The 14,143-nt window shown below is 33.3% G+C and carries 10 protein-coding genes; 1 reads left to right on the top strand and 9 read right to left on the bottom strand.

The features are described from left to right. Positions 1-99: 99 nt before the first annotated feature. From asnB (NJT12_RS10255) to NJT12_RS10230, 6 genes are all read right to left on the bottom strand, one after another. A complete protein-coding gene (gene asnB / locus NJT12_RS10255) occupies positions 100-1,716 on the bottom strand; it encodes an asparagine synthase B (RefSeq protein ID WP_271335808.1) in 1,617 nt (538 codons plus the stop codon). Positions 1,717-2,034: 318 nt separating this feature from the next. Further along, positions 2,035-3,711: an asparagine synthase B gene (asnB, locus tag NJT12_RS10250; RefSeq protein ID WP_271335807.1), complete on the bottom strand. Its 1,677-nt coding sequence runs from the start codon at positions 3,709-3,711 to the stop codon at positions 2,035-2,037. A 611-nt stretch (positions 3,712-4,322) separates the two neighbouring features. Continuing rightward, the gene (locus NJT12_RS10245) at positions 4,323-4,772 is read right to left on the bottom strand and encodes a hypothetical protein (RefSeq protein WP_271335806.1); all 450 of its coding nucleotides are present in this window, start codon (positions 4,770-4,772) and stop codon (positions 4,323-4,325) included. A gap of 193 nt (positions 4,773-4,965) precedes the next feature. Beyond that, positions 4,966-6,720 (bottom strand): TonB-dependent receptor, encoded by a 1,755-nt coding sequence (locus tag NJT12_RS10240; RefSeq protein ID WP_271335805.1) that lies wholly within the window; start codon positions 6,718-6,720, stop codon positions 4,966-4,968. 133 nt (positions 6,721-6,853) lie between these two features. Beyond that, positions 6,854-7,717, bottom strand: a complete 864-nt coding sequence (locus tag NJT12_RS10235) for a PhzF family phenazine biosynthesis protein (protein WP_271335804.1) — start codon at positions 7,715-7,717, stop codon at positions 6,854-6,856. 123 nt (positions 7,718-7,840) lie between these two features. Beyond that, the gene (locus NJT12_RS10230) at positions 7,841-10,855 is read right to left on the bottom strand and encodes a tetratricopeptide repeat protein (protein ID WP_271335803.1); all 3,015 of its coding nucleotides are present in this window, start codon (positions 10,853-10,855) and stop codon (positions 7,841-7,843) included. A gap of 339 nt (positions 10,856-11,194) precedes the next feature. Here NJT12_RS10230 and NJT12_RS10225 point away from each other — a divergent pair, with 339 nt between their 5' ends. After that, complete coding sequence (locus NJT12_RS10225; protein WP_271335802.1) at positions 11,195-11,878, top strand: cell division ATP-binding protein FtsE; 684 nt, start codon at positions 11,195-11,197, stop codon at positions 11,876-11,878. A 219-nt stretch (positions 11,879-12,097) separates the two neighbouring features. On the opposite strand, the gene NJT12_RS10220 is transcribed toward NJT12_RS10225, so the two are convergent. The 3 genes from NJT12_RS10220 to NJT12_RS10210 form a co-directional block, all read right to left on the bottom strand. Then, positions 12,098-12,700 carry a trimeric intracellular cation channel family protein gene (locus NJT12_RS10220; RefSeq protein ID WP_271335801.1) on the bottom strand — a complete coding sequence of 201 codons (603 nt, stop codon included), beginning with the start codon at positions 12,698-12,700 and terminating at the stop codon, positions 12,098-12,100. A gap of 73 nt (positions 12,701-12,773) precedes the next feature. Next, a complete protein-coding gene (locus tag NJT12_RS10215; RefSeq protein ID WP_271335800.1) occupies positions 12,774-13,178 on the bottom strand; it encodes a PH domain-containing protein in 405 nt (134 codons plus the stop codon). Between the two features lie 9 nt (positions 13,179-13,187). After that, the gene (locus tag NJT12_RS10210) at positions 13,188-14,045 is read right to left on the bottom strand and encodes a hypothetical protein (RefSeq protein ID WP_271335799.1); all 858 of its coding nucleotides are present in this window, start codon (positions 14,043-14,045) and stop codon (positions 13,188-13,190) included. Positions 14,046-14,143: the final 98 nt, after the last annotated feature.

Raw genomic sequence — 14,143 nt, 5'->3', positions numbered from 1 at the left:
AATGAGACATAAAAAAATCCGAAACAACATATTTCATGTTGCTTCGGATTTTAAGTATTTATTCTCCAAATTGGAAATTTTTTTTTCTCTTTTTGAAATTTACGCTACAACTCCCGCTTTAGAAATTTCAATATCCGCTTTTACGTGTGCAGCATTTGCTCTTCCGCTCGGATCCTGGTTTTCCTGCCATTTCGGGATCCATTTCCGAACCGTTTGTGCAGCACTAACCTGTGGATAGAATTTATGAAAAATAGATCTGTATAGGTAAGCTTCTTTTGTTGTTGGTGAATTGTATGGAAATTCAGCACTTGCTCCGGCTAATTGTTCATCAGAAACCTGGGTAGCACAATATTCAATTAATTCGTCAACCCATTTATATCCCACTCCATCAGAAAACTGTTCTTTTTGTCTCCATAAAATTTCAGTTGGCAAATATGGGTTTTCGGGGGTATCAAATGCTTTTCTTAAAATATATTTTTCAATACCATCATATGTCTTTGGTTGTTTTTCTTCTGTTTTAATTCGAATTGAAACATCTAAAAAATCTTTGTCCAAAAATGGAATTCTGGCTTCTAGTCCGTGAGCCATTGTTGTTTTATCAGCACGTAATAAATCTGCGGTAAACAATTTCTGAACTCTTTCGATTGTTTCATCCTGAAATTCTTCTGTAGATGGCGCATTTCTAAAATACAAATGACCTCCAAAAACTTCATCAGCTCCTTCTCCTGAAAGAATCACCTTAATTCCCTGATCAGCTACTGCTTTTGATAACAAATACATTGGTACGCCAGATCTTACCGAAATGATATCATAAGTTTCGATATGATAAATCACTTTTTCTAAAATAGCAACACCTTCTTCTACCGTAAAATGTATTTCATGATGTTCTGTTCCTAAAAATTCAGCTGCTTTTCTTGCTGCACTATTGTCAGGAGAATCAGCATCTAAACCAATAGAGAATGAATGTAGTTTTTCTCCGCTTTCCTTCAACAATCGCGCTGCAATTGCTGATGTTAATGAGGAGTCTAATCCTCCTGAAAGTAAAACACCTACCGGCACTTCGCTCATTAAGCGTTTACGAGTTGCCTGTATTAACGATTCACGAACCAGATCAAGATCTAATGCCTGATTAGCATTCGAATGATCTTCATAATCAGGATTATAATATTTTACGAAACCTGTTTTTCCTGTATAATAATGTCCCGGAGGAAAAGTTGAAAACGATTTGCACTGATCTGCAATTGATTTCATTTCTGACGAAAAATAGATTCTTCCTCTTTCATCCAATCCGTAATATAATGGTTTAACACCAACTGCATCTCTGGCGGCAATATAATTATCACCATCTATGATAACAAAAGCAAAATCGCCATCAAGCATATTACAAAACTTGTATCCAAATTCTTCATACAGATGCACAATTACCTCTGAATCTGATTTTGTTCTAAACGTATGATTTTTTAATACTGTATCTTTTAATTCCTGGTAATTATAGATTTCCCCATCATGAACCATCCAGGCTTTATTAGTTCCCTGAATTGGCTGTTTACCCGATTTTAAATCGATAATCGACAGGCTTTCATGACAAATAATACTACCATTCTCCATAATATGCAAATCACGTTCATCAGGACCACGATGCGACATTCTTTTAGAAAGCTCTTTTACGAGTTGCGGGTCTTTTCCTTTACCAATAACGGCCAATAATCCAGACATACTATTCTATTTTTTATTTATTTTAATTTTCGCTCACACTAAACAAAGTAAGCCGGGAATAATTTCCTTTATAATCTTCTAATTTTCAGTCCAAACTAATACCAAATAATCTACTTCCTGTAATTATATAGCCACAATACAGGTAATTTGTTTTATTTCAGCGAATGCCAAATATAAAAAAGAAACTTAAACAATTGCTGAAAAAAAAATTTAAGTATCTGAAATAATAGTTTTTAACATTATTAGACAAGAAAAACGTCCTCAATACTGAGAACGTCTTTCGGAAAAATAATATATACTAATTCTAATAATTCCTGTTTATGCTTGCGCGTAAGCGTCATCATGTACACTTGCCACTGCTCGTCCTGAAGGATCGTTCATATTTTTGAAAGCTTCATCCCACTCCAGTGCAATTTTTGTACTACAAGCAACACTTGCTTCCTGAGGCACACATAAAGCTGCAGCATCACTAGGGAAATGTTCTGCAAAGATCGAACGATAGTAATATTCCTCTTTAGAAGTTGGTGTTTGCAAAGGGAATTTGAATCTTGCATTTGCCAATTGCTCATCTGAAACTTCTTTGGCTACCACTTCTTTCAAAGTATCAATCCAGCTGTATCCTACTCCATCAGAAAATTGCTCTTTTTGTCTCCATGCTACACTTTCCGGCAACATATCTTCAAAAGCTTTACGAACTACCCATTTTTCCATTGGGTGCTCTTTGTTGATCATTTTATCTTGTGGGTTGATGCGCATCGCAACATCCATAAATTCTTTATCTAAAAACGGAACACGCCCTTCGATTCCCCATGCTGCCAAACTTTTGTTCGCACGCAAACAATCGTACATGTGCAGTTTGCCTAATTTACGAACGTTTTCTTCGTGAAATTCTCTTGCATTTGGTGCTTTATGAAAGTATAAGTAACCTCCAAACAACTCATCTGCACCTTCACCTGATAATACCATTTTGATTCCCATTGATTTAATAACTCTCGCCATTAACCACATTGGAGTTGATGCTCTAACCGTAGTTACATCATACGTTTCCAGGTTATAAATTACATCACGAACTGCATCTAAACCTTCCTGAATTGTAAATTTGATTTCGTGGTGAATTGTTCCGATATGTTTTGCTACAATTTGAGCTGCTGCTAAATCAGGAGAACCATCTAATCCTACTGAGAAAGAGTGCAGTTGAGGATACCACGCATCTGTAGTATCATCTGACTCAATACGTTTTTGTGCAAATTTTTTGGCTACAGCCGAAGTAATAGACGAATCTAAACCTCCTGAAAGTAAAACTCCGTAAGGAACATCACTCATTAATTGTCTGTGAACCGCCGCTTCAAGTGCTTCTTTAATTGCAGGAATACTTGTTTCGTTGTCTTTTACAGCATCATAATCTACCCAGTCTCTTTTGTACCATTGTACAAATTCACCGTCTTTGCTTGTCATATAATGTCCCGGAGGAAATAATTCGATTTTTGTGCAATATCCTTCTAATGCTTTCAATTCTGAAGCTACATAAAAAGTTCCGTGCTGATCCCAACCAATATAAAGGGGAATAATACCCATGTGATCACGAGCAATAAAATACTCATCTTTCTCAACATCATAAATAGCGAATCCGAAAATTCCGTTCATTTCGTCTACAAAGTGTGGTCCTTTTTCTTTGTAAAGTGCTAAAATAACTTCACAGTCACTTTCTGTCTGAAAGTTATATTTTCCTTCAAATTGTTTACGCAATTCTCTGTGGTTGTAAATCTCACCATTTGCAGCCAAAACCAATTTTTTATCTTCTGTAAATAAAGGTTGTTTTCCTGAAGCTGGATCTACAATTGCCAAACGCTCGTGTGAAAGAATTGCTTTATCATTGCTGTAAATTCCGCTCCAGTCCGGTCCGCGGTGACGAATGATTTTAGACATTTCTAATACTTGAGGTCTTAATGTTTCGGCTTTTTGTTTTAGATCAAAGGCACATACGATTCCACACATAACTATATATTTTTATTTGTAAATTTTTATTTTGATAAGGCAAAGATGCGGTATTGGTTACAATTGAAAAACATAAAAGTTTATTTCAGTTATAATTTAAAACCAAAAAATGACATTTACATATAAAATGTAAAATTTTAACAGTAAAAAAAGGCCTGAACTTGAAAATTTCAATTTATAGAGTAAACAAAGTACAAAACGCGGGGTTTTATACAGATCTTTGAATTAAATATTATGATATTTAAGAATCATTGAAAGATTCATAAACAGAAGAAGAAATGCGGTTTGGTAATTGTTCTTTTCATCAATTTTTAATTTCATCATACAAATTCCATCACCTTGTTTGTCATCTAGAGGAACGAGGGATGACAAGATTGTGTGGAATCTCTTTATTTATAATCCTGTGTAGTCCCTACGGGACAATTTCATCATGTGATCATTCTTTTTTCTACCGATATTTAACTCCTAAAGGAGTATATATTGTAGAGAAAAAATGTCGGTAGAAAAAACAAATATCAATATTTAATATATCTCGTAGAGATTAAATGTCGGTAGAAAAAATAAACGCGGGAATAAAATTGTCCCGTAGGGACTACACAAAAAATCAAACCTTACAAAACACTCTCAATCGTATAATGCGTCTTATTGATTTCAAATTTAAACCCCACTTTATTCCCCATTAAATGAGATCCAAGAGGAGATTGAGGAGAAAGTGCAATAACATTGATTCCGTCAATTGCAATTTTAGGAAGTGCCACGCTTACATACAAATAAATTCCGTTGGCTTTTACCAAGCTGCCCAAAATAATATTTTCAGTAGTTTTTGATGCGTCAATTTTATCTAAAATCGCTTTTTGGGTTATCGCTTCTTTTAGTTTATTGGTGAGTTTTTCCTGCTCGATATGCATCATCGACAAAGCCGTTTCGTGTTTGTCACCGGCAGAACCTTTGGCATCGTTTTTAGAATCTTCGGTCAAAGCCGAAATCATATCTCTGAAAACATCAATGCGGTCCTGAACCATTTGTAGGTAATGTGAATGTATTTTTTGTTTGAATTCCATATTGTAGTTTAACCGCAAAGAGCGCAAAGTTTTACGCAAAGGTCGCAATTTTTTTCGCCACGAATTACACAAATTTTCACTAATTATAAAAACAAAGTTCGCAAAGTCTGATATTGAATCAGCTTTGCGAACTTTGTGTTTTCTCAACATAATGTGAGATAAAATTCCTTGCGGTCTTTGCGGTTAGAAAACCTTAAAAATCAAATTTATAATTTGCTCCTACTAACACCTGAAATCCTTGTACAGGATAATTCAGCCATTTTTCGTACGCTTGGTTTCCTATATTATTCAATTTTAAGAAACAAGTCAAACGTTCGTTGTATTTGTATCCTAAATGTGCATTGGCATCAAAATAACTTTTAAGAGTTGTAATAACCGGATCAGTTCCTAAATTAAGATTCGATTGCATGTCTTTACGCTCTCCTACAAAGAAAACATTCAAACCTGCGTACCATTGTTTTGTAATGTTTACATCAAGATTTGAGCTTATTTTCATCGACGGTAAATTCCAAGCTTCAATTCCGTCGTATTTGTAACTATTAAAAGTTCCGTTGATTCCAAAAGATACATTTCTTGAAAAATCAGCTTTTAATTCCCCATAAAAACGAAATGTTCTAACGTCGTCATAAACTACTCCAAATGAGTTCCCAAAAGCATAATTTTGATTCGAGAAATCTTCTGTATAATCATTCCCTTTGTATAGTGCTTTATCTTTTTCATTCAGATAAGATCCTGTAAGGTTATAATTGATATTGTTTGCCAATTTACCTTTTAAACCTGCAAAAACAGTATATTGATTATTCGTAGGTTTCATATTTAATGTTGGCGATAAAAACGGATTATCGTTTACAAAATCAGCATAAGAATTTTGTTCTAAACCTCCATTTACTCCTGTGTAAAAAATCATCAAATCACCAACTAATTTATACGACGCATTTACTTTTGGATAGATATAAAACTTATTTCCACTGTTTTCAGAATCTAAACCATAGAACAATCCTGCTCCTAATTCTAATGTCCAGTCGTTTTCAAGAATAACAAAACTTGGTTCAATTCCAAAATTTGTCAAACTGTATTTTAGAGGTTGTGTATTGTCACGCGCATAATTATGTTCGAAAGATCCGCTTACGTGATCTACAATAATATTGGTGTTAATTGATTGATCCATAACTTCTACTTTGAAAGAAGGCTTTACATAAAAGCGATTCTCTGAAGAAGAAAAACTATCTGAAAAATGCGTGAATTTAGTTGATATTTTACTAAAAATCCCTTCATTAAATTCGACATTTCCTCCTAATGAAATAGTGTTATAAGAATGATTCGGGTTGATTCCTCTAATTAAATCATTACGGGTTTGTCCTGCCAAAGTCGAACCAAATTCAGCCGGTAAACCATACCAGTTGTACAATTGATTTTGGTATCCTAAATCAACATTCCATGACATGTCACGATTGTTTACGCCGTAACCTACATTTAATGCTGTATCATAAAACTCATCATTAAGGTCTACACCTTTAATTCCTCCCTGAGACGAATGGTGACGAAACATTCCTGCTACGTAATCATTATTTCCCAAATCCTGATTTACGAACAATTCAGCATTTAAAGTCCCATAATTACCAACTCCCAAAGTCGCATAATTATTAAATAGTTTTTCTCTTTTTGATTTCTCAACACCTTCTGCTTTTCCTTTTGAAGGCGTAAATGTAGAAGCTACGGGAACTGACAGAATACTATATTTTATAGTTTCTTTAGGCTGATTTCCTGTATCGTCAAGTGACGGAGTTTCTTTTATCTTAAAAGCATCCGAAATTGTTGGCGAATAAGGCTTTACCACATTTACCGTTTCTGTTCCTATAGTTTCCTCTTTTTTAATCTGAGAAAACGAAACCTGAACAACAAACAATACTAGTAAAATGATGATTTTATTATGGCAATTAATTTTCATATTTCTTTATTTTAAGAGTATAGAGAAAAGAATATAGAAAATAGACTATGCTAAATCCTTTTTATTCTACTCAAACTCTTTGTTCTTTATTCTAAAATCTATATTCTATTCTCTTTATTCTATTCTCTTTCAACTAAGCTTCCCATTCACCTTTTGCAACAAATTGAGCCTTTCCTCCTATTTGAATATCAAACTCGTTGTCGTTTAAACTTCCTTTAAAATAAATCTGAGAGGGACGACCGATATAGTCTCCCTGATAATTAATCAATTCAAACTCCGGTTTATGATATTTTAGCAAAAAAGCCTGCAAGCATGTACTCGCGCTTCCTGTTGCAGCATCTTCGACCAATTGATTGTGTTCAATACACAACATTCTGCTAAACAATTTAGAACCTTCTAAATAATAAAAATATAAAGCCTGATGAGCTGTTTTGCAATTATTTTTAAGCCATTTTTGTGTTTTATCTTTGTCTAAAACCAAATTTTCCAACGCTCTTTTACTGCTTAATCCAACCATTACAAAAGCACTTCCGGTGGTTACTTCCTGAATAGGAAATTGATTTTCAAAATCATGGTTTTCCAGATTACTAAACACTGTAATATCTTCTTTCGAAAAAACATCCCAAAATTTTGGCTGTGCTGCTTTTAACCAAATCAAACCTTCAGACTGATGAATTGCAATTGGCCCAATTGGAACATTTAATTTTATATTCTCCGGCGAATTATCAAATACTTTATTCATCAAAACCCATGAAGTCCCAATTATTGGATGTCCCGCAAATTGCATCTCCTGAGATGGTGTAAATATTTTTATCTCTGCTTTATTATTTTCTTTATCAAGTTTGGTTATAAAAGTGCTTTCGGCGAAGTTAATTTCGCGCGCAATTTGCTGCATTTCTTCAGCACTTATTTTTTCCGCATCCATAAAAACCGCCAATTGATTTCCGGCATATTTTTTATCAGCAAAAACATCAACTATATAAAAGGGTAAACTCATTTTTCTTAAAAGATTTTAAGAGAATAGAATATAGAGAATAGACTTTCCAATCTTCGCTCTTATATCTATTTTCTTTGTTCTATTTTCTTTATTCTTTGCTCTTTATTCTATTCTCTAAAATTCTTACTTATTAATCGACGAATTCGTTTTAGCTTCTTCTGCTTTAATAGCTGCCAATTCTTTTTTAGCTTCTTCGACAACATCCGGATAATCGGTAAAATTGTTGATTACGTTATCTAAAATGTAAGTTGCCTGATAACTGTCTTTTAATCCGTAGAAGTTTTTAGCCATTAAAACCAAACTCTTCGCTCCGTAATATTTATAAGCTGAATAGTTTTTTGCTAATTTCTGAACTGAAACATTCGAAGCGTCAAACTTGCCTTCTTTCGTTTTAAAATAAGCGTCATAAAACAATGCTTCTGCCGCTAATTCTCCTTTTGATGTTGCTGATAATTTAGCATAAGCAGCTTTTGCTTTGTCTTCATCACCAGTTTGCATTGCCGCACGTGCTACAATAATCTGAGCATCGGCTTTTACATTTGCATCAGCTTTTATATTTTGCGATACTTTGTCAGCATACACAACTGCATTGTCATAATCTTTTTTATCATAATAACATTTCATCAGGTTTGCTTGTGCAAAGCTTTTGTTTTGAGAGGAATCAGATTCATTTTCTAATCTTACTAAAACCGGAATTGATTTATCACAATCTTTTGCTTTCAGGAAAATCTGCGCTAATTTAGTTAACGATTTCTCTGTAAATTCGTTTCTTGGCTGATCAATTACATATTGATAATTGGCAACTGATTTTGTTTCTGAACCTTCTGTGTAATACAATTGTGCCAAATAATAATTAGCTTCCAGTGAATGTAACCCTGTTGAAAATTTAGTGATATAACCCACAAAACCAGTAATCGCCTGTTTGCTGTTATTTTGGCTGTATTGTTTAAAAGCAGCATCATAAGTATCATTATCCAGTTCTGCATCTGTAACGGCAACAAAGTCCAGAGTACGAACCCATGTTGCATATTCATCTACTTTTCCTGAGTCTACATAAATTAATCTGGCTGTCGAAACTGCTTCCAGAGCTTCCGGTGTTTTTGGGAATTCTGCGGCTACTTTTTTGAATTTTACCAAAGCCTGGTCCTCACGATCTGAGTTGTAATAAATCAAACCTTGTTTGAGAATTGATTTTGAAGTAAAGGCAGCGTTTTTATATTCAGAAATTAACTGATCATAGGTTTTTAGGGCAAGATCATTCTTTTTTTCTGCCACATAACTATTTCCTAATTCATATAAAGCATCATCACGATATTCTGATTTTTTATACATCTGAAGAAAATTATTCAACTCGCCGATTTTCTTATCATTTTTAGACATAAAACCGTACGACATCGCTTTTTGAAACTGAGCATAATCAGCATCAACACCTCTTGCTTCAATTGCTTTTGCGTAAGCTTCATTTGCTGCCGTGTATTTTGACGTTACAAAACGACAATCTCCTAAACGTAAATATGAATCATTCAAACGAACTTTATCTTCTTTAGAATTGTCGATTTGTGCCTGAAACGAATTTCCTGCCTGATCGTATTCTTTTAGTTTAAAATAAGTATATCCAATATTATAATTGATGTTTTTATACTCAGCTGTACTTTTTGATGCAGCCTGGCCTGCAAATTGTTTGTAACTCAATAATGCATTCTGAAAATCACCGGTAACATATTCTGTTTCTGCTTTCCAGAAAGTGGCACGTGCCGTAAACTCAGGTGTTTTTTGTTCGCTGATTGCGCTTTTGAACATTTTTCCTGCTTCCTGATATTCTGATTCGTTATACAATTCTATACCTCTGTAGAAAAGTACTTTTTGATAGGCAGTTTTATTCTCTGCCGATCTGTTTTTCTCTAATAAAACTAAAGCTTCTTTGTAATTTTTAGTCGAAATATAAGAATCTACTAATAATTTCTCTACTTCAGATCTGCTTGAATTGTTTGGGTATTTTTTTAGAAAATCAAGTAAAATTCCCGGAACAGTTTGATAAGCATTTCCGATATCATAACTTACTTTAGCATAATTTAAAGCTGCATCTTCCTGAATTTGTGCATTAAAATCCATTTCAGAAGCATTTTTAAAAGCATTTAATGCTTCTTGCTTTTTACCCGTATTTAAATAACTTAAACCTAAATGGTAATAAGCGTTTTGAGCTACGAAATCTTTTCCTTCGATAATTTTATTGAATTGAGAAATCGCTTTTTCATACTCTTTCTGCTCATAATACGCATATCCTAACTGGTAAAAATCAGTATTGCTCCACTTCCCTTTTTTACCTGCATATTGCTCTAAAAATGGAATCGCTTTGTCATATTGCTTTAGATTGAAATAACTTTCTCCTATAATTTTATTCAGTTCAGATTTTTCAAGTGCATTGGATTTGCTCATTGCTTTCTGCCCCAAATCGATTGCTTTCTGGAAATTTCCCAACTTGAAATTCATGTCAGCCTGATAGTACGAAAGCTTTTCTTTGTACTTTTCTTCGCCTGAAACTTCATCAAAATATTTGGTTGCTTCTTTATAATCATCACCTTCATAAGCCATGAAACCTAAGTAATATTTGGCCTGAGAACCAAATTCAGCAGAGTTTACGACTTTGTTAAAGTAGGTTGTAGCTTCTTTTTTCTTTTTAGCATTGAAATAACTGTAACCTTTCTGGAAATTAAATTTATCCGATTCGGATTTGCTCATGTAACTTTCGTCTACTTTATCAAACCATTGCAACGCTTTAGGATAGTTTCCCTGCTCGAAGAAATATTGAGCAACCTCGATATACGCCTGATTTTGCTTGGTACTTGTTGGATAATCGGTAACAAATTTTTCCATCAGAGCATCAGCATTTGCTTTATTGGTTCTAATGGCGCAATTGGCGATGTAATATGCACAATCAGACTGAACTTCTTCTGTCGTGGCATTGTTTTTTACATACTCAAAGATAAGTTGGGCCGATGCATATTGTTTGTCATTATATAAAGCCAGTGCTTTGTCAAAATCCTTTAAATCATAAGTATAAATAGCCGATTTTTGTGCCGAAACTATGGTCGAAATAAGGATAATTGGTAATAAAAAGAACCAGGAAAGTTTACGCATTTTAATTATATTTAGTATTCAAATGTATCATTTTATACCGTTTATAACGAAACGTTTCAAGCTTTTATTATGAACAAATATTTAACAATGCTTATTTATAAATTAAGTTCAAACCATATAAGACATATAAGTAATTATAAGTTAGGAGTTTTACGGACTTCTTTTCGATAGTAAATCATATACGTTGGTAGAAAGAATTTTTTCAGCATTACGTATCTAAAATGAACTTATATCACTTATATGGTTTAAAATTCATTTCGATATTTTATAAGAAATGATTCAAATTTATTTTGAATACAAGCGTTATCTTATTACTTTTACCAATCAAATCAATTTATTATGTCACAAACCGTACTGTCTCTTAAAGAAGTTACTATATATCAGGAAGGAAGAAAAATTTTATCCCATATTAATTTAGATGTTAACCACGGTGAGTTTATCTATATTATTGGAAAAACAGGTTCCGGAAAAAGTAGTTTCCTAAAAACTTTGTACGGGGATTTGCCTTTAACTGAAGGTGAAGGTCATATTGTTGAATTTGATTTGGCTACTTTAAAAGAAAAAGACATTCCGTATTTGAGACGTAAAATCGGAATTGTATTTCAGGATTTCAAATTACTGCCGGACCGTTCCGTAAAAGACAATATGCTATTTGTTTTGAGAGCTACAGGATGGATTGATAAAGAAGGAATGGAACGCAAAATTGATGAAGTTCTGGACAAAGTTGGTATGAAAGATTACACCAATAAAATGCCACATCAGCTTTCAGGAGGAGAACAACAACGTGTTGCTATTGCAAGAGCTTTATTAAACGATCCTGAATTTATCTTGGCTGATGAACCAACAGGAAACCTTGACCCACAGACCAGTTCTGAAGTTCTGGAAGTATTAAAAAAAATTAACGCAAACGGTAAAACCGTGATCATGGCAACTCATGATTATGCTTTATTGCTAAAATTCCCGTCTAAAACATTGAAATGCGAAGACGAAAGAATTTTTGAAGTAGTACAACGCAGCGTATAATTCTTTCTATTTTAATTCTAATTCTATCCTAATTAAATGTTTTTTGTGCTTGTTCAGCATTTAAAACTACAATTCTGTGATTTTAGGAATTCAATATAAAATCATAATCAGAAATAAAAATTTATTTGGGGAAACACTCTGATAAGTTTGTCATTCTTTTATTCCTTTTATCTCCAAATAAGCAAAGTAATTTTAAGAATGCATAATGTTGCGAAACAATTATTTGTGATCAAATGCCGGTAAAAACCATTTGAATTTTACTGCTAATAATCGAACGGTAATAATAACCACAGAAGTTACGACGTATAAAATATCGTTATCAAGATTCAGTTTTTTTAGTGCAAAAAAGACGATTCCGCCCAAAATACATATGGTAGCATAAATTTCTCTTCTGAATATTGTTGGAATTTCGGTACACAAAATATCACGTGTTACACCTCCAAAACAAGCTGTCATAGTTCCTAAAGCAATACAAATTACAGGATGCAGTCCCTTTTCAAGACCTTTTTCAAGACCTATTAAAGTAAAAACACCAAGTCCGATAGTATCAAACAAAAAAAGAGAAGTCCTTAATCTGTCAAACTTTTTTCTGAAAAGAATGGCGAAGCCAAAACCTAAGATTATTACATAAACATATTGCAGATCCTGCATCCATCCTACCGGAGTTCTGCCTATCAAGACATCACGAAGCGTACCGCCACCAACCGCCGTAACAAAAGCAATGATAAAAACACCAAACGGATCAAGCCTTTTATGCATAGCCGTTAAGGCACCTGACATTGCAAAAGCCATTGTACCGATAAGATCTAATAAATGAAACATTCTAATTTTTTAAGTTGCAAAGGTACAAAGATACAAAGGTTCAAAAACTGAATTGATTATTTAGTTTTTGAACCTATATATTTATTTCTATTTGAGGATTAACGCTCTTAATAGCTTCAATAAATCTAAGTCTGTCTTTTGGAGAGATCAAAACTGTATCAAACTGATTGTAAACAATCTCAATTCTGTCAAACGAAAGTGCTGGCGAACTTATAACGTTATAGCTTTTAGTTATTTTTTTTATACTCTGAATTTCAATTTTCAAATTAATAAAAAAGCCACATTTAATAGTCAACTTATCATTTTCGATTATATAATATGTATTCAAAAAGACATGCAAAATAAAAGCAACTACGAAGAGTATAAATACAAAACCAATCCACTTTTGATCGTACGCTAAATTAATCAAGACAGCACCAAAAATCACTACTAAAAATAGTATCAGCCAAACATCTGCTTTAGACTTGAATTGCTCCATTTCTACTTATTATCTTTTTACATAGATCGGACTTCTTTTCAATAAATATGAAATAGAATCGATCCAGCTGTCTTTTATATTTAGGAAAGGTTTACGGGTTTGTGAGTAAATTTTGGTTCCGTTTTTATACATATCAAAATAAACCATGTAGTTATAGTACGTTTGTGTACTGGCATTTGTTGTAGAAATGTCGCTTGTTTTTAATTTTTTATTATTGTCGCTTACTTTAGCGCTTCCACTGTTGTAAGTTGAAGCTGTTGAACCTTCTGTAATTGTATAAGAAACTTTTGCTGCAACGATATTATCTACTCCAAGGATTTTTTGAAGATCTTCGATTGGAGTTTCATCGATATTTTTATAATCAATTCCGGCTTTATGCAATAAACTATTTGTAACTCTTAAGTCCTGAACAGTTAACGGAAATAGATTTGCAGATTTGTCTAACAACTTATTATAAAGATCACTTTGCGCAAACTTTGCCATTTCTTCAGAACTCTCCATAGTACCTGAATTTACATACGGAACTGGTAATACAGCAATTGTATTGGGTTTCATTTCGGCAGAAGTTATAATATGACCTGAATCATCCGGAGAAACAGTGTTTGCATTATTTGCAGATATATCAAAAGTTTGAGAACGGCCACTGGCAAAATCAATTCTGGCAATTTGAGATACTTCAAGCGCTATTCGCATTGTTTCTCCCGGTAAAGAATATTCAACCTCTTTGTCAGACATTTTAGCAATCGTACATTCAATAATCTGATAATCTCTTTTTATTATTTTATCCAATTTTTTACCTCCTTGGGCGAAAGTAAAAACGGAAACAAACATTATTAATATTACGGTAATAACTTTTGTAAAGTTCATGGTATTTAAATTAAATTTTCCTACTCTTTGGCTTTTCGGATCCGCCTTTTCTAAAATATACTCCCTAAATTTATAAAATAGAAGCATACTCAAAGTTA

It is taken from the genome of Flavobacterium azizsancarii (assembly GCF_027980145.1).
Taxonomy (GTDB): Bacteria; Bacteroidota; Bacteroidia; order Flavobacteriales; family Flavobacteriaceae; genus Flavobacterium; species Flavobacterium azizsancarii.
The sequence above is the reverse complement of the archived record's forward strand: the minus strand, read 5'-3'. Positions and strand labels throughout refer to the sequence as shown.

Bases quoted from the DNA above. Each gene is read 5' to 3' on its own strand.
- asnB (WP_271335808.1), bottom strand. From the start codon at position 1,716: ATGTCTGGATTATTGGCCGTTATTGGTAAAGGAAAAGACCCGCAACTC.
- asnB (WP_271335807.1), bottom strand. From the start codon at position 3,711: ATGTGTGGAATCGTATGTGCCTTTGATCTAAAACAAAAAGCCGAAACA.
- NJT12_RS10245 (WP_271335806.1), bottom strand. From the start codon at position 4,772: ATGGAATTCAAACAAAAAATACATTCACATTACCTACAAATGGTTCAG.
- NJT12_RS10240 (WP_271335805.1), bottom strand. From the start codon at position 6,720: ATGAAAATTAATTGCCATAATAAAATCATCATTTTACTAGTATTGTTT.
- NJT12_RS10235 (WP_271335804.1), bottom strand. From the start codon at position 7,717: ATGAGTTTACCCTTTTATATAGTTGATGTTTTTGCTGATAAAAAATAT.
- NJT12_RS10230 (WP_271335803.1), bottom strand. From the start codon at position 10,855: ATGCGTAAACTTTCCTGGTTCTTTTTATTACCAATTATCCTTATTTCG.
- NJT12_RS10225 (WP_271335802.1), top strand. From the start codon at position 11,195: ATGTCACAAACCGTACTGTCTCTTAAAGAAGTTACTATATATCAGGAA.
- NJT12_RS10220 (WP_271335801.1), bottom strand. From the start codon at position 12,700: ATGTTTCATTTATTAGATCTTATCGGTACAATGGCTTTTGCAATGTCA.
- NJT12_RS10215 (WP_271335800.1), bottom strand. From the start codon at position 13,178: ATGGAGCAATTCAAGTCTAAAGCAGATGTTTGGCTGATACTATTTTTA.
- NJT12_RS10210 (WP_271335799.1), bottom strand. From the start codon at position 14,045: ATGAACTTTACAAAAGTTATTACCGTAATATTAATAATGTTTGTTTCC.